The sequence below is a fragment of the Bacillus sp. EE-W1 genome (assembly GCF_009760835.1).
Taxonomy (GTDB): domain Bacteria; phylum Bacillota; class Bacilli; order Bacillales; family Bacillaceae_G; genus Bacillus_A; species Bacillus_A wiedmannii.
Window position 1 is genome coordinate 222,169 of record NZ_WIPE01000054.1, and the last position, 19,812, is coordinate 241,980.

At 34.0% G+C, this 19,812-nt stretch carries 24 protein-coding genes and 1 pseudogene; 23 read left to right on the forward strand and 2 right to left on the reverse strand.

The window, feature by feature from the left end; translation table 11 throughout:
- Entirely contained in the window at window positions 1–717 is a 717-nt protein-coding gene (locus GFJ36_RS07535) for a hypothetical protein (RefSeq protein WP_097817777.1), read from the forward strand.
- A gap of 33 nt (window positions 718–750) precedes the next feature.
- Here GFJ36_RS07535 and cheR read toward each other — a convergent pair whose 3' ends face one another.
- Complete coding sequence (gene cheR / locus GFJ36_RS07540) at window positions 751–1,533, reverse strand: protein-glutamate O-methyltransferase CheR (protein ID WP_000582890.1); 783 nt, start codon at window positions 1,531–1,533, stop codon at window positions 751–753.
- A 39-nt stretch (window positions 1,534–1,572) separates the two neighbouring features.
- Window positions 1,573–2,070, reverse strand: a complete 498-nt coding sequence (locus tag GFJ36_RS07545) for a hypothetical protein (protein ID WP_001020094.1) — start codon at window positions 2,068–2,070, stop codon at window positions 1,573–1,575.
- A 143-nt stretch (window positions 2,071–2,213) separates the two neighbouring features.
- Here GFJ36_RS07545 and GFJ36_RS07550 point away from each other — a divergent pair, with 143 nt between their 5' ends.
- From GFJ36_RS07550 to GFJ36_RS07655, 22 genes and pseudogenes are all read left to right on the forward strand, one after another.
- Entirely contained in the window at window positions 2,214–2,678 is a 465-nt protein-coding gene (locus GFJ36_RS07550) for a YaaR family protein (RefSeq protein ID WP_000946323.1), read from the forward strand.
- A gap of 16 nt (window positions 2,679–2,694) precedes the next feature.
- Entirely contained in the window at window positions 2,695–3,147 is a 453-nt protein-coding gene (locus GFJ36_RS07555; RefSeq protein ID WP_088062765.1) for a hypothetical protein, read from the forward strand.
- A gap of 17 nt (window positions 3,148–3,164) precedes the next feature.
- On the forward strand, window positions 3,165–4,463 hold the full coding sequence (flgK, locus tag GFJ36_RS07560) for a flagellar hook-associated protein FlgK (protein WP_088062766.1): 1,299 nt from the start codon (window positions 3,165–3,167) through the stop codon (window positions 4,461–4,463).
- Window positions 4,464–4,504: 41 nt separating this feature from the next.
- On the forward strand, window positions 4,505–5,368 hold the full coding sequence (locus GFJ36_RS07565) for a flagellar hook-associated protein 3 (RefSeq protein ID WP_088062767.1): 864 nt from the start codon (window positions 4,505–4,507) through the stop codon (window positions 5,366–5,368).
- A gap of 19 nt (window positions 5,369–5,387) precedes the next feature.
- The gene (locus tag GFJ36_RS07570; protein ID WP_088062768.1) at window positions 5,388–6,764 is read left to right on the forward strand and encodes a flagellar hook-associated protein 2; all 1,377 of its coding nucleotides are present in this window, start codon (window positions 5,388–5,390) and stop codon (window positions 6,762–6,764) included.
- A gap of 22 nt (window positions 6,765–6,786) precedes the next feature.
- Window positions 6,787–7,155: a flagellar export chaperone FliS gene (locus tag GFJ36_RS07575; protein ID WP_088062769.1), complete on the forward strand. Its 369-nt coding sequence runs from the start codon at window positions 6,787–6,789 to the stop codon at window positions 7,153–7,155.
- Window positions 7,145–7,417: a hypothetical protein gene (locus GFJ36_RS07580; protein ID WP_001058076.1), complete on the forward strand. Its 273-nt coding sequence runs from the start codon at window positions 7,145–7,147 to the stop codon at window positions 7,415–7,417. Before GFJ36_RS07575 ends, GFJ36_RS07580 begins: the two co-directional genes overlap by 11 nt.
- A 369-nt stretch (window positions 7,418–7,786) precedes the next feature.
- A complete protein-coding gene (gene flgB / locus GFJ36_RS07585; RefSeq protein WP_001113102.1) occupies window positions 7,787–8,194 on the forward strand; it encodes a flagellar basal body rod protein FlgB in 408 nt (135 codons plus the stop codon).
- Between the two features lie 20 nt (window positions 8,195–8,214).
- Window positions 8,215–8,628, forward strand: a complete 414-nt coding sequence (gene flgC, locus GFJ36_RS07590) for a flagellar basal body rod protein FlgC (RefSeq protein ID WP_046955160.1) — start codon at window positions 8,215–8,217, stop codon at window positions 8,626–8,628.
- Between the two features lie 16 nt (window positions 8,629–8,644).
- Complete coding sequence (fliE, locus tag GFJ36_RS07595; RefSeq protein WP_070805665.1) at window positions 8,645–8,944, forward strand: flagellar hook-basal body complex protein FliE; 300 nt, start codon at window positions 8,645–8,647, stop codon at window positions 8,942–8,944.
- Window positions 8,945–8,966: 22 nt separating this feature from the next.
- Window positions 8,967–10,541 carry a flagellar M-ring protein FliF C-terminal domain-containing protein gene (locus GFJ36_RS07600; RefSeq protein ID WP_062822501.1) on the forward strand — a complete coding sequence of 525 codons (1,575 nt, stop codon included), beginning with the start codon at window positions 8,967–8,969 and terminating at the stop codon, window positions 10,539–10,541.
- A gap of 13 nt (window positions 10,542–10,554) precedes the next feature.
- Complete coding sequence (locus GFJ36_RS07605) at window positions 10,555–11,559, forward strand: flagellar motor switch protein FliG (RefSeq protein ID WP_000883360.1); 1,005 nt, start codon at window positions 10,555–10,557, stop codon at window positions 11,557–11,559.
- Entirely contained in the window at window positions 11,546–12,235 is a 690-nt protein-coding gene (locus GFJ36_RS07610) for a FliH/SctL family protein (protein ID WP_098230171.1), read from the forward strand. Before GFJ36_RS07605 ends, GFJ36_RS07610 begins: the two co-directional genes overlap by 14 nt.
- On the forward strand, window positions 12,232–13,536 hold the full coding sequence (fliI, locus tag GFJ36_RS07615) for a flagellar protein export ATPase FliI (RefSeq protein WP_046955156.1): 1,305 nt from the start codon (window positions 12,232–12,234) through the stop codon (window positions 13,534–13,536). The genes GFJ36_RS07610 and fliI overlap by 4 nt, the downstream gene beginning before the upstream one ends.
- Window positions 13,537–13,652: 116 nt before the next feature.
- Complete coding sequence (locus tag GFJ36_RS07620) at window positions 13,653–14,063, forward strand: hypothetical protein (protein ID WP_000360879.1); 411 nt, start codon at window positions 13,653–13,655, stop codon at window positions 14,061–14,063.
- 10 nt (window positions 14,064–14,073) lie between these two features.
- Complete coding sequence (locus GFJ36_RS07625) at window positions 14,074–15,189, forward strand: flagellar hook-length control protein FliK (RefSeq protein ID WP_142314796.1); 1,116 nt, start codon at window positions 14,074–14,076, stop codon at window positions 15,187–15,189.
- Window positions 15,190–15,192: 3 nt separating this feature from the next.
- Window positions 15,193–15,765, forward strand: a complete 573-nt coding sequence (locus tag GFJ36_RS07630; protein WP_001143481.1) for a flagellar hook assembly protein FlgD — start codon at window positions 15,193–15,195, stop codon at window positions 15,763–15,765.
- Between the two features lie 21 nt (window positions 15,766–15,786).
- On the forward strand, window positions 15,787–17,100 hold the full coding sequence (flgE, locus tag GFJ36_RS07635) for a flagellar hook protein FlgE (protein ID WP_098230173.1): 1,314 nt from the start codon (window positions 15,787–15,789) through the stop codon (window positions 17,098–17,100).
- Between the two features lie 48 nt (window positions 17,101–17,148).
- A complete protein-coding gene (locus tag GFJ36_RS07640; RefSeq protein WP_000213334.1) occupies window positions 17,149–17,487 on the forward strand; it encodes a DUF3964 family protein in 339 nt (112 codons plus the stop codon).
- 225 nt (window positions 17,488–17,712) lie between these two features.
- The gene (locus GFJ36_RS07645) at window positions 17,713–18,198 is read left to right on the forward strand and encodes a hypothetical protein (RefSeq protein ID WP_000068318.1); all 486 of its coding nucleotides are present in this window, start codon (window positions 17,713–17,715) and stop codon (window positions 18,196–18,198) included.
- Window positions 18,199–18,318: 120 nt separating this feature from the next.
- Window positions 18,319–19,227: a chemotaxis protein gene (locus GFJ36_RS07650; protein WP_000075958.1), complete on the forward strand. Its 909-nt coding sequence runs from the start codon at window positions 18,319–18,321 to the stop codon at window positions 19,225–19,227.
- 251 nt (window positions 19,228–19,478) lie between these two features.
- A pseudogene (locus GFJ36_RS07655) lies at window positions 19,479–19,812 on the forward strand (hypothetical protein); the annotation flags it as partial.

Consider the following 19,812-nt stretch of genomic DNA (forward strand, 5'->3'; position numbering starts at 1 on the left):
ATGGAGATTAAACGTACGACAATTGAAAATAAGACGCTACAACCATTAAAACAGCCTGCAGCTATTTCGGAACATGAAATCCAGAAAGAACGAAAGCATAGTAATCTAGTGTTTACTGGACAGTCTAAGATTATTTCGAGAAATAATGAAATAGGGATTTTACTTGCGAGTTTAGGTGATGGAAAGGTTATGAAGGAAATGCTTTCTAAAGAGATGGATACAGTATTACAACTCTTTAAAAAGTTACATACGTTATCTGGTGAAGGAAAGCAAACAGAAAAAGTATTTGAACAAGTAATGAGAAGTTTACAAGGGCTTGTTAAACAGGCGCATATAAAAGAACTTCCTTTGTTAGATGGAACGTATGATTTCGCAGAAGTACAACTATCATTTGGTAGAAAGGTACATATTCCGTTATTAGATGTAAGTGCACTCATTTCTAGAGTGGAAAGTGATTCTTCAGAAGGAAATATAAATTTAATGGTAACGGTTATTACTGCTTACATAACGAAATTGTCTAACGAAACTATTTTAATTAGCGTTACAGATCGCACAGCTAAAGAGCGGGATGTAAGTGTATGGAGAGCGCTCGCAGAAATGAATATGACACAATTATCACAGGCCCTGAAACAAACGATGCAAGAACATAAATGGTCTATGACATTTCTTTTTCTCTTTGTATGGATTGTTGCTATTATTTTAATTCGAGTTATATAAAAAGGTCGTCACTTTACATTGTGACGACCTCTTTTATATTTTTTCGTAGAAGAATGTATCAAATCTCTGAAGATTATAACGTTCAGGTGTTAAAATTTGTTCGGTACTACCAACAAATAGTACGCCGCCTTTTCGTAAAGAACGACTAAACTTTTCATAAAGTTTTACCCTTGCTTCTTCAGTAAAGTATATCATTACGTTGCGACAAATGATTAAATCGTAATTTGTATCGAACGACTGCATTAACAGGTCGTGTTGTTTGAACGTGACGTTTTGCTTAATATTTTGATGTAATGAATATATATCATTTTCTTTTGTGAAATGACGCTCTTTCAAATCGATAGGTAATTCTTTTAAAGAACGTTCTGTATATTGACCGCGTTTTGCAGTTTCTAAAATGTGAAAATCAAGATCTGTTGCTTGTATTTCAAAACGAAATGGAGCTAGATGCTTCGATAAAATCAAAGAGAGTGTATATGGTTCTTCACCGGCAGCGCAAGCGGCACTCCATACTTTTAATTTTCCGTTATTTTGTTCAAGTAATTTTGGTAGTGCTTTCGTCTCTAACGTTTGCCAACGTTCTTTATTTCTAAAAAATTCTGAAACGTTAATTGTAATATAGTCAATAAAACTTAAAAATAAATTTTGATCGGTACGTAAATTGCTTAGAAAACTAGTGTAGTTCTCAAAGCCCTTTCTCGAAATAAAAGCATCGATTCTACGACGCATTCTATCTTGTTTATATGAAGCGATATCCATATTGAATTGTTGTTTAAAACTCGCGATAAAATGATCATAATCTTGTTCAATTATCATATTTATAATAGGCACAATAACGATATTGTGCCTCCCCCTTTACATCATACGGATTTTTTGTTCAAAGTTTTTTTTCATCTGTTTTTCATGTAAACCTGGTAAATCATAAATAACAGCATCAATTCCTGCTTCTTTTGCAACGTCAACGGGAATGACAGAAGTATGCTTGTCCCCATTATAAAAACAGAGAACTAAATCGGTATCTTCGATTATTTGTTTTACAAAAAACATATAATCTGATCGGTAAATGGAGTCGGAAGGATGATCAAAAGCGACATACTCGGCTCCGTGTTTTTTTAAGTAATCAACGACCTCTTGAAATTCATCTGTTAATGCTTGTAACGGCTGTAGCGTGTAAAGGCATAAATTTTGAGCGAGTCTTTCGTTTTCGATGAAAAAACGAAGAATCTCATTTTCGATAGATTTATAACATAATATGTAAATTTTATGTTTGTGAGCATAGTCAGTTAAAAATTTTTTTATTTCTTCTTGATCTAATGCTGTTAATTGATTTGAACCACAAAGAAAAATATTCATAGATTTGTGCCACCTCATGCTAAATTGTAACATATCTTTTATAAAAAATAACTGCAAAATATTAGTGTTCAGAGTATAATTATAAATAACTGGATTTTACGATTAAGTTTAGGAAGAAATAAAAAAATAAATAGGTGATATATATGCTGCGTTCGATCTCGCATAATCCAATTTTATCGCATATACCGCCTGCTACTCAAATGCCGAAAGAAGCAAATGTCAGGACAGGACTTGCATTTTCGGATAATTTGCATGCAGATCCGAAAAAAGATAAATTGCTAGAACAAATGGAAGCATTTGTCGATAACATTGGAGAAATTAAAGAGAAAATTGAAATGGAATTAACGCTTGATAATGTAATGGAATACAAAAATACAGTAAAATCATTTTTGAATTTTTACGTAGATAATGTATTGCAATATAAAGATGTCATGTCTCGTCATCCGCGTTACGGATATTCACAGAAAATGACGATTGTGAAACAGGCGGAAATGGGATTAAATGAGTTAGAAGATGTTATGAACTTAATTAATACGAAAACAGGACATTTAGAAATGTTAAATCAAATTGGAGAAATCCACGGTTTAATTGTAAATTTAGTCTTGTAAAAGGGAAGGAAGCTATATGTACATACAATTATATGAAAAGCTCGTTATTATTCAAAAAGCATATGAAAACATTCAAATACTTGGAGAACAAATATATGAGAATTTAAAACATAAAAATGTAAATGCAGTTCAAAAGTTACAAGTAGAGCAATTGCAGTACATTGATGGTTTAAAAAAGTTATCAAGTTCATTTGAAGAAATGGTTGCTCAGTTTTGTAAAGAACAGGGAGTGGAAGCATTTCGCGTAAGTGCGTTATTTTCGTATTTTTCTCATGAAGAAATTGAAAAAATGGAAGAATTACAAAAAAACCTAACAGAATTAGAAGAGAATGTAAAAATGATTCTTTTGAAAAATCAATATTACTTAAACGTACTATTAAAAACTACAGAAAGTATTGTGGATTCCGTTTCTGAATATAATTTAGAGCGAAACAATAATTCACAAATCTTTATGAACGAACTATTGTAAAGGGGAAGTGAAACATTATGAGACTATCTGATTATAATACGCCGTTATCGGGTTTGTTAGCGGCACAAATGGGATTACAAACGACGAAACAAAATTTATCAAACATTCATACGCCTGGTTATGTGCGTCAAATGGTGAATTACGGATCGGCTGGAGCAAGTCAGGGCTATTCACCGGAACAAAAAATAGGTTACGGTGTACAAACGTTAGGCATTGACCGTATTACAGATGAAGTGAAGACGAAACAGTTTAACGATCAATTATCTCAACTCTCTTACTATAACTACATGAATTCGACTTTATCACGTGTAGAATCTATGGTTGGAACGACAGGAAAGAATTCATTATCTAGTTTAATGGATGGCTTCTTTAATGCCTTTCGTGAAGTTGCAAAAAATCCAGAACAACCAAATTACTACGATACATTAATTTCTGAAACTGGGAAGTTTACAAGTCAAGTAAATCGTCTAGCGAAAGGCTTAGATACAGCAGAAGCACAAACGACAGAAGATATTGAAGCGCATGTAAATGAATTTAATCGTCTTGCTGGCAGCTTAGCGGAAGCGAATAAAAAAATTGGACAAGCAGGTACACAAGTGCCAAATCAACTTTTGGATGAACGTGATCGTATCATTACAGAAATGTCTAAGTATGCAAATATAGAAGTGTCTTATGAATCTATGAATCCTAATATCGCGAGTGTTAGAATGAATGGTGTTTTAACAGTAAATGGACAAGATACATATCCACTTCAATTAAATAAAGAAAAAGAACCAATGACTGCTGAAATTTACGGTTCGGAAATTCCTTTAACTAGTGGAGCAATCCAATCAGCGATCGATACGAAAGCGAAGATTGCTAGTTATAAGAAAAACCTTGAAGAATTAATGATTTCTGTAAAGAATGAAGTGAACACAGAAATGGGAAAAGAGTTCTTTGTGGAAGATCAAGCGAAAGATATGAAATTAAACCCTGAATTTGCAAAAGATGTTTCGAAAATGAAAATATCTGCTGAAACAGCAAATAACCTAGCAGCAATTACGAATGATGATTATAAAGAAGGACTTACATATAAACAAGCATTAGACCAATTTATAGTTGGTGTAGCATCTGATAAAAGTGCAGTGAATGCTTATCAAAAAATCCATGGGGATTTATTAGAGGGAATTCAGCAAGAAAAGATGGGTGTTGAAGGCGTTAATATGGAAGAGGAAATGGTTAATTTAATGGCCTTCCAAAAATATTTCGTCGCAAACTCTAAAGCTATTACGACGATGAATGAAGTGTTTGATAGCCTATTTTCGATTATTCGATAAGTGATAGTAGTTGATTGGAAATATATAAGGAGGAGATAAAAATGAGAGTATCTACATTTCAAAATGCAAGCTGGGCAAAGAATCAGTTAATGGATTTAAATGTGCAACAACAATACCATCGAAATCAAGTAACTTCAGGGAAGAAAAACCTTCTTATGAGTGAAGATCCACTTGCAGCAAGTAAATCATTTGCGATTCAACATTCATTGGCGAATATTGAACAAATGCAAAAAGATTTAGCGGATTCGAAAAATGTGTTAACACAAACTGAAAATACTTTACAAGGTGTTTTGAAATCTTTAACAAGAGCAGATCAATTAACAGTACAAGCATTAAATGGAACAAATAGTGAAAAAGAATTGAAGGCTATTGGTGTAGAAATTGATCAAATTTTAAAACAAGTTGTATATTTAGCGAATACGAAAGAGCAAGGCCGTTATATTTTCGGTGGTGATAGTGCAGAGAAGCCGCCGTTTACAGAAGATGGTACATACCAAGGTGGAAAAAATGATGTGAACTGGCAACTAAATGACGGTTATGAATTCAAAGCGTTTCGTAACGGAGAAGCATTATTATCCCCAGTTATAAAAACGTTAAAACAGATGAGTGAAGCGATGCAAAACGGTGACCCAAAAGCGTTAAAACCGTTATTAGAAGGAAATAAGCAAAACTTAGATGGCATCATTAATCGTACAACTGAAGTTGGTTCGACAATGAACACAATGGAGACGTTTAAAACAATTTTAAGCGAGCAAAATGTAGCACTTCAAGAAAACCGTAAAGAAATTGAGGATGTTGATTTAGCGGTCGCAATTTCTGATTTAGCTTATATAAACGCAACGTACGAAGCAACATTAAAAGCTGTTAGTACGATGAGTAAAACGAGTATTTTAGACTACATGTAAATGATAAGGAGTGAAAAATATGGCAGGAACAATATCTGATTATGGTGGCAGACAACAAATATGGAATTTAGGAAATAACATGATAGATACAAAGAAGTTAGTAGATTTAGAGTTACAAGCATTGGAAATGAAAAAAACACCCTATACTACACAAAAACAAACATTAACAAACGAAAAAAATGTGTATGCAAGCATGAAAAAAGAATTTGCAAATCTTGTACAAGTGTTCAAAGATTTATACGCATTTAAAGGTGATGAAAAGAAAACAACTCTATCCAAAGATGGTTTTATGAAAGCACAAGCTGACGCTGCTGCAATTCCTGGAACATACACAATTACAGTAGAACGAGTAGCTGAAAGACATCAAGTAACTACAGCTCCACTTACTCCTTCAAAAACTCCTGAAGGTATGGAGCAACAATTTAGTTTAGATTTAAAACTCGGAGTAGATGATGTATTTCAGATAAATGGAAAAGAAGTTAAAATCTCAAAAGATATGACGTATAAAGATCTTGTCAATAAGATAAATAATGGAAATTATGGTGCATCAGTATATACTTTAGGGGATCAACTATTTTTCACATCGACTACTGCAGGAGAAGCTGGAGAGCTGAAATTAACTGATGGCGCCAATGGTTTTTTACAAAATATAGGGCTAGTTACTTCTGCGAAAAATACGGATGGAACGAATGTTGTTGCACATCAAGTGACAGGAGCAATAAATGCTGAGTATACAATAAATGGAATAAAAGGAACTAGTAAAACAAATAAGATTGATACAATTCCAGGATTAACTATTAATTTAGAAAAGGAAACTACAGAGCCAATAAAATTAACTATTGAAGATTCTGATATAAAAAATTCGATAGACTTAATAAAAAAAATGAAAGACGAGTATAATAAGGCTGTTAAAAGTTTGGATTTATTTGCTGGGGAAAATGGAGTAATGCAAGGGAATAATGTGTCATTTGCTATCAATAATGCAATGACAAGTATTTTTAAATTTTCTCAAGATGATAAGTATTTATTTTCTTTTGGAATTCAAATTGATAAAAAAGGTAATATGACTCTTGATGAGGAAAAATTGAAAACAGCTTTTAAAGAGAGTCCAGAATCTACGAAACAATTTTTCTTTGGCTTGAATGGCTTAGGTCATGATACAGAGAAAAAATTAGACGGGATATTTGGCGATGAAGGGATTATTGGGAAACGTTCTAAAAGTATTGAAAAGCAAGTAACTGATTTAGAGAGAAAAATTCAAGATATTGATACGGTTAATAAGGAAAAACAAAAAACAATTATTGATAAATATGCAAAATTAGAAAGTCAGTTAGCATTGCTTGATAGTCAGTTGAAGACAATTCAAGCAATGACAAAAACAAAAAGTGATGACTAATGAAAGCTGAGGAAGTGATTGTATGCAAGCATGGCAACGTTATATGCAAAATGATATTATGACGAGTAATCCGATTAAAAATACAATATTTATTTATGAAAGATGTATTATCGAGTTTCGTAAATTGGAAGAACTTTTAAATACATTCAAAATTCAAGATGGTGATGAACTTCTTGAAAAGTTAGAACGTATTTTTGAAGAATTAAAACTTCAATTAAACCCTGAGATTACGAAAGATTTATACGATAGTTTATATGGCTTATACGATTGGATTAGCATTCAAATTCAAACGATGAAAGTAACACGTGAAGCAAAAGATGTGGATGCGATTGTGAAAGTGTTACAAGATTTAATAGACGGTTACCGCGGAGCACTTGAAAATGAACAATGATATTTATCGGACGTTTGTCGGCTGTTTTAATGAAATTGGTGAATTACAAGTTTCAGATGAAGAGTTTGCTGAGAAGAGTGAGATGTTAAATCGTTGGATGATGACACTAGATGAAGAAACGCGTGCGCAAGTTGCAGCAGAAGTAAGCCCATTTATTATTAAAGCGGCACAGCATATTCGAGATAAGCAAAAGATTTTGGAAGAAATGATTATGACAAATGATGGGCGCATGAAAGCTAATTCATTTTACGGTAAATTTTAGTGATAGAGTTTAGAAACGGATTCCCCTTTTAAGAGGGGATCCATTCCTTTGTTTAAATAAAGACTTCCGCTGGTTGAGGTTTCATTTTATGACTGTAATGAAAAAATAGTAGTAATCTAAAAAATGTGAAAATGAACTTTAGTTTGTAGATCATATATTGAAATGTTTCATAGATTATTGCGTGTATACAGTTTTTTTGTATTCTTTTTTATATTTTTGTATTTTTCTAAAGACAACAATGGAAAAATGGAATAAAATATGTAAGGGTACATGATTGTAAATATTTTAATAAACACATATAAGAAAATAAATAATGAAGTGAAACTTCCATCAGTGGATCATTAAGTTAGAAAAGAAAGGGTGTGGAATATGCCAGATTTAGTGAGTGATGTAGGCCATTATATGAATTATTTAGTGACGAAACGAAATACTGTTTCTAGTAATATTGCAAATGCGAATACACCCGGCTATAAAGCACAAGATGTAACATTTGCTGAGCAAATGAATAAAAGTAGTGCATTATATAAAAACAATGCTGCGGACTTAAAGAGTAATCCAAATTTATATCAAACGAATGAAATGCACTTACCGACAGTGAATACGAAAAATACATATGCAAAGATGCAAACAAAATCAATGCAAACGAATAAAGATGGAAATAGTGTGGATGTAACGACAGAAATGCTAGATTTAATGAAAGCAAATCAGTTATACGGTATTTCAATTAACGCAATTAATACACAATATGCAATTAACCAAGCGGCACGCGGACGTTAATAGTAGAAGGAGAGACAACGATGTTTCAGGCAATTAATGCAAGTGGCTCAGGGCTAACGACAGCGAGAAAGTGGATGGAAGTTACTTCTAACAATATTGTAAATGCAAATACAACGGCTGCTCCGGGGGCGGATTTATATGAGCGTCGTAGTGTAGTGCTAGAATCAAACAATAGTTTTGCAAATATGTTAGATGTGTCTCCTACAAATGGAGTAAAAATAAAAAGTATTGAAGCAGATAAAACTGAAAACTTAGTGTATGATCCAACACATCCGCATGCAAATGAAGAAGGATATGTACGCTATCCAAATATTGATGTGACTGCTGAAATGACGAATGTAATGGTTGCCCAAAAAATGTACGAAGCGAATACAAGTGTATTAAATGCGAATAAAAAAATGCTTGATAAAGATTTAGAAATTGGCAGAGGATAAGGGGGAATATAGTAATATGAAAATCCAACCAATGTTAAATATGCAACCATTTGGAGCAATTCAGTCAATTGGTGCACCGAAAACGTCTCAAACATCTGTAGTTGAGGGGAAAAAGTTTATTGATTTATTGGAAGATATGAATCAAACGCAAAACAATGCGCAAACAGCAGTATACGATTTACTAACTAAAGGGGTAGGGGAAACGCATGACGTTTTAATTCAGCAGAAGAAAGCAGAGTCCCAAATGAAAACGGCTGCTCTCGTACGTGATAATCTTATCGAAAATTATAAGTCACTAATTAATATGCAAATTTAGGAAAGTGGACGGGTGTGTTTAAATGGAAAAGATAAAAAATGTTATCCAATCATTAAAAACGTGGCATAAGTTAGTAATCGGTGCTGCGCTTTTAGCGATTGTAACAGGAGCACTTTTATACTTCACCTTGCCAGATAAATATGTTGTTGTATATCAAAATTTAAATGATACAGATAAGCAAGAGATTACAGCAGAATTATCGAAGTTAGGTGTCGATTATCAATTAGCGGCCGATGGTTCGATTCGTGTGCAAAAGAATGATGCTCCATGGGTTCGAAAAGAAATGAATGGGATGGGCTTACCGTTTAATTCTAAAAGCGGTGAGGAAATTTTATTAGAAAGCTCGCTCGGTTCAAGTGAGCAAGATAAAAAAATGAAGCAAATTGTCGGTACGAAAAAGCAATTGGAGCAAGATATCGTAAGAAACTTTGCGACAGTTGAAACGGCAAATGTTCAAATTACATTACCTGAAAAAGAGACAATTTTTGATGAAGAAAAAGCAAAAGGAACAGCGGCAATTACTGTAGGTGTGAAACGTGGCCAATTATTAACTGCAGATCAGGTTGCAGGTATACAGCAAATGATTAGTGCAGCAGTTCCAGGTGTAAAAGCAGAAGAAGTAAGTGTGATTGATAGCAAAAAAGGTATTATCTCAAAAGGAGCAGATGAAGCGCATTCTACTAGTTCCTCTTCTTATGAAAAAGAAGTAGAGATGCAGCAACAAATTGAAGGTAAATTAAAGCAAGATATTGATGCAACGTTAATGACGATGTTTAAACCGAATGAATATAAAGTGAATACGAAAGTGTCTGTAAACTATGATGAAGTTACACGCCAGTCAGAAAAATATGGTGATAAAGGTGTACTTCGTAGTAAACAAGAGCAAGAAGAAAGCTCTACTGCACAAGAAGGAGCAGAGACGAAGCAAGGCGCTGGTATTACAGCGAACGGCGAAGTACCAAACTACGGTACGAACAATAATCAAAATGGTAAAATCGTCTATGATAATAAAAATGGTAACAAAATTGAAAACTATGAAATAGATAAAACAGTTGAAACAATTAAGAAACACCCAGAATTAACGAAAACAAATGTTGTAGTATGGGTAGACAACGATACGTTAGTAAAACGAAAAATAGATATGACTACTTTCAAAGAAGCAATCGGCACAGCTGCTGGGCTTCAAGCTGATCCGAATGGAAACTTTACAAACGGTCAAGTTAACGTTGTAACTGTTCAGTTTGATCAGCCGAAAGAAGAGAAGAAGAAAGAACCAGAAGAAAGCGGTATAAACTGGTGGTTATTCGGTGGAATTCCAGCTGGTTTATTAGCAATTGGTGGTCTAGTATGGTTTTTATTAGCAAGACGTAAGAGAAAGAAAGAAGAAGAGGAATACGAAGAATACTTAGCAGAAGAGGAAATTGCTGCAAGTAATGAAAGTATCATGGAAATTCCTGAAGAAAAAATAGTACCTGAGCCAAAACCAGAACCAGAAGAACCGAAAGAACCAACGTTAGATGAACAAGTGCATGATGCTACGAAAGAGCATGTAGAAGGAACTGCAAAAGTAATTAAAAAATGGTTAAATGGACAGTAAGGGAGGAACAACGATGTTAGATGAAATCTCCTCCAAAGAAAAAGCTGCCATCCTTATTCGTACATTAGAAGAAGGGGTGGCAGCAAAAGTCATTGAATATATGACGGCTGAGGAAAAAGAAGTATTACTTCGTGAAATCGCGAAGTTTCGTGTATATAAACCGGAAACGTTAGAAAATGTACTAGGAGAGTTCTTGTATGAATTAAATGTAAAAGAATTAAACCTAGTGACTCCGGATAAAGAATATATTCGTCGCATATTTAAAAATATGCCAGAAGACGAACTAGAAAAATTATTGGAAGATCTTTGGTATAACAAAGATAATCCGTTTGAATTCTTAAATTCACTTGCGGATTTAGAACCGCTTCTTACTGTACTTAATGATGAATCGCCACAAACGATTGCGATTATCGCTTCTTATATTAAACCGCAGCTTGCTTCTCAATTAATTGAGAGATTACCAGATCATAAGCGAGTAGAAACGGTAATGGGGATTGCGAAGCTAGAGCAAGTTGATGGTGAATTAATAAATCAAATTGGTGATTTATTAAAATCAAAATTAAATAATATGGCATTTAATGCAATTAATAAAACGGATGGCTTGAAAACAATAGTAAACATTTTAAATAATGTTTCACGAGGTGTTGAAAAAACAGTCTTTCAAAAGCTGGATGAAATGGATTATGAGTTATCTGAGAAAATTAAAGAAAACATGTTTGTATTTGAAGACTTACTCGGACTTGAAGATCTTGCACTTCGTCGTGTATTAGAAGAAATTACAGATAACGGTGTTATTGCGAAAGCACTTAAAATTGCAAAAGAAGAAATTAAAGAGAAATTATTTACATGTATGTCTTCAAACCGTAAAGAGATGATTCTAGAAGAATTAGATGGCTTAGGACCGCTTAAGATGACAGATGCTGAAAAGGCACAGCAAACGATTACAGGTACAGTGAAAAAGCTAGAGAAGGAAGGAAGAATTATCGTTCAAAGAGGTGAAGATGATGTCCTTATTTAAAAACAGAATTCCGAAGAATTCTGTTTCTTTTTCTGAAGAAACGTATGAATTACAATTTCCAAAGCCAGCCGCAGTTCATATAGAAGAGGAAGAATTACAAGTTGATCATGCAGAACTTCGCGCGCAACAAGAATCGTTACATATGGAAATGAATCAACTAAGGCAAGAACAGCAAACGCTAGAAAGAGAGCGTCAACAGCTATTACAAGATAAAGAAGAATTTCAAATGCATATTCATGAACAAATGGAACAGATGGAAGCAGCACGTATGCAGTTTCAAAAAGAACAACAAGAAACTGCATATGAATGGACAGAGTTATTATGGGATCAATCTTTTCAACTAGCAGAAAAAATTGTAAATCAAGCAGTAGATTCGCGCGTGCTTGATGTGTTACCTATTTTAACTGGCATCGTTCAAACGTTGCCTACTTCGTTTGAAAAATTAGTCATTACAGTACATCCAGAAACATTTGAACGTATTCAAGAAGAGAAGGAAAATACGAAAGAATATTGGCTACTACAATTAGTAGAATGGAAGTATGATTTCTCCTTGCAGTTCGGTGAATTTGTTCTGGAAGAAGAGAAAGAGTTCTTTGAATTTAAATTTGCACCTATATTTGCGAAACTTCGCCAGAAATGGGAAGAGGGGAAGTTATTTGAGGAGCAAAATGTATGAATCGATTATTAATGAATGAAAACCAAAAATGGAATACATTTATTGAAACGCCGTTTTATACGAAAGTCGGTAAAGTTCATAGTGTACAAGAACAGTTTTTTGTAGCGAAAGGGCCAAAGGCGAAAATTGGAGATGTTTGTTTCGTTGGGGAACATAATGTTTTATGTGAAGTGATTGCGATTGAAAAAGAAAACAATATGCTACTTCCATTTGAGCAAACAGAAAAAGTATGTTATGGAGATTCAGTTACATTAGTTGCAGAAGATGTTGTCATACCTCGTGGGAATTATTTACTCGGAAAAGTGTTAAGAGCAAATGGCGAAGTACTAAATGAGGATGCAGAGAATATTCCATTACAAAAAATAAAACTAGATGCCCCGCCTATTCATGCATTTGAACGTGAAGAAATTACCGATGTATTTGAAACTGGAATCAAATCGATTGATTCTATGCTAACAATTGGCATCGGTCAAAAGATTGGTATTTTTGCAGGTTCTGGTGTTGGTAAATCTACTTTACTCGGAATGATTGCAAAAAATGCAAAAGCTGACATTAATGTTATTAGCTTAGTAGGAGAACGTGGCCGGGAAGTAAAAGACTTTATTCGAAAAGAATTAGGTGAAGAAGGAATGCGAAAAAGCGTCGTTGTTGTAGCGACGTCAGATGAAAGTCACCTAATGCAACTTCGTGCAGCGAAACTTGCAACGTCTATTGCTGAATATTTCCGTGATCAAGGTAATAACGTACTACTTATGATGGACTCTGTTACTCGTTTTGCTGATGCGCGTAGAAGTGTTGATATTGCCGTTAAAGAGTTGCCGATCGGTGGTAAAACACTCTTAATGGAAAGTTATATGAAGAAGCTGTTAGAGCGCTCTGGGAAAACGCAAAAGGGATCCATAACAGGTATTTATACCGTACTCGTTGATGGAGACGATTTAAACGGCCCTGTACCAGATTTAGCGCGTGGTATTTTAGATGGACATATTGTATTAAAACGTGAGCTTGCAACACTTAGTCATTACCCTGCTATTTCAGTGCTAGACTCAGTGAGTAGGATTATGGAAGAAATCGTTTCGCCAACTCATTGGCAACTTGCAAATGAAATGAGAAAAATCTTATCTGTTTATAAAGAAAATGAATTGTATTTTAAATTAGGAACGATTCAAGAAAATGCAGAAAATGCTTATATTTTTGAATGTAAAAACAAAGTAGAAGGTATAAATACGTTTTTAAAACAAGGTCGATCTGATAGTTTCCAATTTGATGATATTGTTGAAGCGATGCACCATACAGTATAAGACCTCTGCCCAAGAGGTCTTATTTTTTTGTTTTTTAATATTTCACAGATTTTTTTGGAAAAAAACTATATAATAGAAAAAGAGAGCGTTATAATAGGAAGGGGCTATGAAAACAGGTGGATAAGCAGCAGTACGACACGATAAAATTGCAAATAAATCAAGAAAAAGAACAGATTTTGAAAGAAGTGTATGAATTAACAGGTGAAAAAAGAAAAATAGAACAAAAAAAAGAATATGATTTATATGTAGTAAAATCGCGTAGTAAAGTCGTACAAACTGGGCAGCGTATAATGGCCGGTATGCTTTCGTCACATACGTTTTCACCTGAAAGAATAGAAGAATGGAATCGGAAAATTAAAAAAACGGAAGATTTTATTCAAAAAAATGAAAGCCTTTTAGAACAGGTAAAAGAAAAAGAACGTGTCATTGATGAGATGTATCAAGAAGATTGTAGAAAGCTTGCAAAAGTACGAGAAAAGCAGGAAGAAAAAATGCTTCTTGATTTGAAAATGTGTATGAATGGATGAGGTGAATATAGTGATACAGTCTGTATTACCGGTGCAACAAAGTTTACCTCCGCAAAAAGAAAAAGGGCTAGAAGTACAATCAAAAAGTGAAGATTCTTCATTCGATCGTACGATGAGAATGGAAAATAAAAAGCAGCCGAAAACGGAGAAAATGAAACAAGAAGAAGCACCAAAAGAAGAAAAAAAAGAATATATTCTTTCTAAACAATCAGTAACGAAAGAAGAGCTAATTGTAAAGAAAGAAGAAAAAAAAGAAACAGAACAGTTACTATTAGCTGTATCTGAGCAAATGGTTGCAATTGAGCAATTACGTGTGCAACCGGAATTGTTATATCAATACATACAAAAAATACAAGAGCTATATAAAGAATATGGGAATATAAAACTTAACGAATTACCCCCCAATGAATTACAACAGTTGCAAGAGCTTCTTTCAAATATGAATATCAAAAATGCTATATGTTTAGAAGATACAATGCAAATGGCGTTAGATAAAGTGAAGATGCCAGAGCAAACGATGCAAGTATTGAAAGTTGTAGAAACAGAAACTTGTAATATCGCAAAAAAACAAGAAGATTCCAAAGACTTAGATGTAGATCTTCCAAAAGCTGAGGGCGATGATGTAAAGATAGAGTTGCCGGAAGGTGATGTGTTAAACGATTCGAGTTCAACGGGTGCGGAGTTGCTAAATAAAGCAACGGGTACGGATCAAATAGGAAAATCAAATAGTGGCGCTGAGAAAGTTACGTTGCCTGATTTAGGAAAGAAAATGGAAGCGCAAGTAGAAGCGTTGCAAAAATTTGTAGTGAAACAAGAGCGTGTTTTATTTCAGTTAAATCCAGAAAAACTTGGTACATTAACAGTGTTTATGAAAAAAAATGGAGATCAAATTGATGTTCACGTAGAAATGGAAAAACATGATGCGAAAAAACGTGTTGAAATCATTTTTGATGAATTGAGATTGAAGTTAAAAGAAAAAGAAATCAATATTCAAATTAGCTATTCAGATAAAGATGAAAATCGAAAAGAACAGCGAGAACAAGAGCAAAGACAAAAACAAAAATTAGCAAGTACGAAACATGAAAAACAACATGCAAAAGAATTTGCGGGATTATTGGAGGAATAAAGTGTGCCAACAGTTGGATTAAATACAACGAGTACAAATCATATTCCGTTACAAGCAGGAGCACAAACAAAAAACGCATCTGTTACTGGTGCACAGTCGACAGCTCAACAAGCAAACGGAGTATCAGCAAGTACTCAAAAAACACCCGGTATTATGGATAAAGATGATTTCCTGAAACTTTTTTTAGCAAGCTTTCAACATCAAGACCCGTTTAATGCGATGGATATGAACCAAATGATGAACCAAACAGCACAGCTATCGCTTATGGAGCAAGTACAGAATATGACGAAAGCAGTAGATAAACTGCAATCAACGATGTATTCGACGGCTCTTGATGGGGGGATGAAGTTTTTAGGAAAGTACGTTAGAGGTGTAAGCAATAATGGAAAGCAAGTGACTGGTCAAGTGGAAACAGTTCGACTTGCTGAAAATAACGATGTGCAACTTATTGTTGATAATCAAGTTGTCTCACTTCGTTTCATAGAGAGGGTTTCTGATAAACCGATAACAGAAACTAATCCGGAAGATGAGAAGAAAGATGATATAGAAAAAAATGAAGAGGTTAAACCAGATTAATAAAAGGAGTGTACAAAGGTTATGATTAAAGCGTTATATACAAGTATTACAGGGATGAATGCAGCACAAAATGCATTAAGTGTTACTTCAAATAATATTGCAAATGCACAAACAGTTGGATATAAAAAGCAAAAGGCTATTTTTGATGATTTGCTATATAATAATACGGTTGGTTCACGTGGTGATGGTGCTTATGCTGGTACGAATCCAAAGAGTATTGGTAACGGTGTAAAGTTCAGTGGGACATCTACAGATTTTAGTGATGGTTCTATTACTTTAACTAGTGATAAGATGGAGACAGCGATAGAAGGAAACGGTTTGTTTTTAGTTGGTGATCGTAATGCTGGAAATGTAGAGTATACGAGAAAAGGGTCTTTCGGTGTATCGAAAGATAGCTATGTTACAAATACAGGTGGACAGTATGTACTAGGTTATGGTGTAAAAACAGGAACACAAGAAGTAGATTTTTCTTCACGACCAAGCCCAATTCATATTCCAATGGGATCAGCTGTTGGTGGGATTCAAACAGATAAAGCGACAATAGGCGGAAACCTTCCTAGAAACCAAAATGCATTATCTCACGAATTCACAGTTTTTGATGCGGAAGGGAATTCGTTAACGTTACGTGTAAATATTAAACAAAAGACTACAAAAGAGACTGTAGATGGTAAAGAAGTTGAAAAGCCAGTGCCAGGCGAATATACATATTCAGTTTCTGTAAGAAATGATTCTAAAAACGAAAAAGAATTTAAGCCTATTGATGGTATGCCGGACAACAAACCGCTTATATTTGATACATTAGGAAATTTAAAGCAAACAGATGAACCTGTACAAAAAGATCCAGTAACTGGCGAAATTACTAAAGGTGGATCTGTTCAAATTCCTTTTGGTGGTGGTCTAACACTTGATTTAAGCGGATTAACAAATTATCCGACAGGGAAAACTATTTCTACAACAGAAGTAACGGGGCGTCCAGCTGCAATTGCAAATGACTATTCTATTTCTGACGGTGGTTTCGTTATGATGAAATATTCAGATGGTAGTATGAAAGTTGTAGGACAACTAGCTGTAGCTACATTCCCGAATTCAGGTGGATTAATGAAAACAGGGAATGGAAATTATGTTGCGACACCATCAGCGGGTATTCCAGGAATAGGTGTTGCTGGTGAGAATGGTGCAGGTAATGTACGAGGGTCAGCAAAAGAAAGTTCAAACGTAGATTTATCTGTAGAATTTGTTGATTTAATGCTTTATCAACGCGGATTCCAAGGAAATGCGAAAGTAATTAAAGTTTCTGATGAAGTATTAAATGAAGTTGTAAACTTAATTCGATAATATATAATAAAGAAAAATTGTAATGTAGTAGAAAGGGTTTTTATTCGTATGACGACAAGACAAGAGCGAATTTTACAATTGCCTTTTTTCGAAAATAAACGTGAACTTGCTGAGCAAGTGTTAAAAATGGAACGAGAAGAGCATATATATTTACCTGATCAATTTGAAATTAAGCAAGTACCTGCATATTCATTTGGTGAAAAGCAATCAATCATTGGCCGTATTCATGAGTTTTATTTCGTAAGTGTTGGTAGCGAGGGAGAATGGAAGTATCAACTGTTTAAGGACGAGATGAAGTGCCGTGAGTTTTTTATTACACTATCAGGGATAACGGATCAGCAGATTGCATTTTGGTTCAATAACATCGAGTTATTGAAAAGCTCTTAAAAAGCTTTTAAAAGCCCTTTGTTAGGTTTTGAGAGAGAGGATCTGGCGGTTAGTGCTTATGTGGGTGCTTGACCGTTGTTTAAGACCAGAGATATGGAGAGTTACTAGGTTAGTTTAAGATTTAAGCGAAGTGTAGTATGAATAATACCTGTGGTCTTAGCGTGTTAGATGGACTAATAAGTTTATTTGTGACGATAGATTTCTATAAAAGGAGAGGTGAGGAGGATGGCGCAGAATAAGTATCGCGTTACATTCATTTCGCCGAGTGAGGTTGAGCAGCGGACTGTAATGGCGGCGAGTAGTTTGCCAGATTTAATTCGTAAAGTAGAGAGTATTATTGCAGATCCGAACGGTTACTTTGTAAATGATAAAAAAAATAATTGCTATTTTAAAGTGATTAAAGAAAATGTTACGTTTATTCAATATGAGTTACTATTTTCGGATAAGGAAATTCATATTGAAAAATTAAAACATATAGCACCAGCTATATTGAAACAATTATTTAAAAAAATAAATGATCCAGAATTATATGCGCTTGCGCTACTTGATGTTGATATAGCGACGAAAGAATATGTGCTAGAAGAAATGGATTCGGAGCTAAGAATAAGAGTAGAAACGGAGCTTTCAAAAAAGTGGGAAGCAATGCCGACAGAAATTGTAGGAGCGCAAGAAGTGTTATTAGAGGCACTTGCTTCGTTTATACAAGATTAAGCGTCTTTTAAAATAAATCGTTCAACTATCTATATTTTTTATATAGATAGTTGACTTTTTCGGGTTAATAAAGCTTAATAATTAGATATACGGAATTAATGGAAGGGGAGCGACACCTTTATGTCACAAGCACAAAGTATTTTATTAGAAAGTGGAACAAATGAATTAGAGATTGTTACATATACTGTTGGTGAAAACCTATTTAGTATCAACGTAATGAAAGTACGTGAAATCATTAATCCATTCCCTGTTACAACGGTGCCAGAATCTCATCATGCAGTTGAAGGTGTTGTTCAAGTACGTGGTGAAATTTTACCTGTTATTAACTTAGCAACGGCTCTTAATTTAAAATCAACAAAGCCACTTGATCAAACGAAATTTATTATCTCTGAATTAAACCAAATGAAGGTTATTTTCCGCGTTGATGAAGTGCATCGTATTCAACGTATTTCGTGGGAACAAATTGATGAACCAGCTTCATTATCTATGGGATTAGAAGAAACAACATCTGGTATTGTAAAACTAGATGGACAAATCATTTTGCTATTAGATTATGAAAAAATTGTATGTGAAATTAGCGGTACGGGTTATGACAATAAATCACTTGCAGGGTTAGAACAAAAAACAGATCGAGCTGAAAAAGTTATTTATATTGCAGAAGATTCAGCGATGCTTCGCCAAATATTAGAAGAAACATTATCATCAGCTGGATATACGAAAATGAACTTCTTCAGCAATGGCGCAGAAGCATTAGCACAAATTGAAAAATTAGCGAAAGAGCAAGGTGAAAAAATGTTTGAACATATACACCTGCTAATTACGGATATTGAAATGCCGAAAATGGATGGACATCATTTAACGAAAGTTGTTAAGGATAGTGAAGTAATGAATCGTTTACCGGTCATTATTTTCTCTTCATTAATTACGAATGAGTTATTCCATAAAGGTGAGGCTGTTGGTGCGAACGCCCAAGTAAGTAAGCCGGATATTCAAGAGTTAATTGGTCTTGTCGATAAGTTAGTTTTATAAAAAAAGATATGTAATTATTTGGTATTCCTATTAATGTAAGGTAGTCAATTCATATATATGATTGATTACCTTATTTGTTTGGTTTATATATTTTAAATTAAGTATAACTGCTTTTAAATATATATTTTTATGATGAAAAAGTACTTGAAAATAAAAAAATCTACTAGCATATTTTTAAAAAAAGTAAGATAATATAATCTGTTAATATTAAAATATTTAATTATCGTTCTATTAGAACAGGAGGAATTATAATGAAAAAAAATAAAAATTCTAAAATTTTAACGGGTATTTGTGTGAGTTCAGCTTTGATGTTTTCTGCTACAGCCCCATCTATCACAGCTTTAGCGGCAGGTAATCCATCGATAGCTCCAGCGACTTCAGCTATTAAGGTTGAAAATAAAAAAACGGGTGATACAGATACGATTTCAGTTGGTAATTTAGAAGCTGGAGATATTGTGAAAATATACAATGCGATTAAAGAAGAGAAGGCATTGGCTACAACAACAGTTGGAGAGAATGGTAAAGAAGGAACAATTGAGAAAAAAGATTTATTAACAGCAACAGGTGGAACAGTGTACGTAACAG

Coding starts and splice junctions, on each gene's coding strand:
- GFJ36_RS07535 (WP_097817777.1), top strand. CDS start 1: ATGGAGATTAAACGTACGACAATTGAAAATAAGACGCTACAACCATTA.
- cheR (WP_000582890.1), bottom strand. CDS start 1,533: ATGATAATTGAACAAGATTATGATCATTTTATCGCGAGTTTTAAACAA.
- GFJ36_RS07545 (WP_001020094.1), bottom strand. CDS start 2,070: ATGAATATTTTTCTTTGTGGTTCAAATCAATTAACAGCATTAGATCAA.
- GFJ36_RS07550 (WP_000946323.1), top strand. CDS start 2,214: ATGCTGCGTTCGATCTCGCATAATCCAATTTTATCGCATATACCGCCT.
- GFJ36_RS07555 (WP_088062765.1), top strand. CDS start 2,695: ATGTACATACAATTATATGAAAAGCTCGTTATTATTCAAAAAGCATAT.
- flgK (WP_088062766.1), top strand. CDS start 3,165: ATGAGACTATCTGATTATAATACGCCGTTATCGGGTTTGTTAGCGGCA.
- GFJ36_RS07565 (WP_088062767.1), top strand. CDS start 4,505: ATGAGAGTATCTACATTTCAAAATGCAAGCTGGGCAAAGAATCAGTTA.
- GFJ36_RS07570 (WP_088062768.1), top strand. CDS start 5,388: ATGGCAGGAACAATATCTGATTATGGTGGCAGACAACAAATATGGAAT.
- GFJ36_RS07575 (WP_088062769.1), top strand. CDS start 6,787: ATGCAAGCATGGCAACGTTATATGCAAAATGATATTATGACGAGTAAT.
- GFJ36_RS07580 (WP_001058076.1), top strand. CDS start 7,145: ATGAACAATGATATTTATCGGACGTTTGTCGGCTGTTTTAATGAAATT.
- flgB (WP_001113102.1), top strand. CDS start 7,787: ATGCCAGATTTAGTGAGTGATGTAGGCCATTATATGAATTATTTAGTG.
- flgC (WP_046955160.1), top strand. CDS start 8,215: ATGTTTCAGGCAATTAATGCAAGTGGCTCAGGGCTAACGACAGCGAGA.
- fliE (WP_070805665.1), top strand. CDS start 8,645: ATGAAAATCCAACCAATGTTAAATATGCAACCATTTGGAGCAATTCAG.
- GFJ36_RS07600 (WP_062822501.1), top strand. CDS start 8,967: ATGGAAAAGATAAAAAATGTTATCCAATCATTAAAAACGTGGCATAAG.
- GFJ36_RS07605 (WP_000883360.1), top strand. CDS start 10,555: ATGTTAGATGAAATCTCCTCCAAAGAAAAAGCTGCCATCCTTATTCGT.
- GFJ36_RS07610 (WP_098230171.1), top strand. CDS start 11,546: ATGTCCTTATTTAAAAACAGAATTCCGAAGAATTCTGTTTCTTTTTCT.
- fliI (WP_046955156.1), top strand. CDS start 12,232: ATGAATCGATTATTAATGAATGAAAACCAAAAATGGAATACATTTATT.
- flgE (WP_098230173.1), top strand. CDS start 15,787: ATGATTAAAGCGTTATATACAAGTATTACAGGGATGAATGCAGCACAA.
- GFJ36_RS07640 (WP_000213334.1), top strand. CDS start 17,149: ATGACGACAAGACAAGAGCGAATTTTACAATTGCCTTTTTTCGAAAAT.
- GFJ36_RS07645 (WP_000068318.1), top strand. CDS start 17,713: ATGGCGCAGAATAAGTATCGCGTTACATTCATTTCGCCGAGTGAGGTT.
- GFJ36_RS07650 (WP_000075958.1), top strand. CDS start 18,319: ATGTCACAAGCACAAAGTATTTTATTAGAAAGTGGAACAAATGAATTA.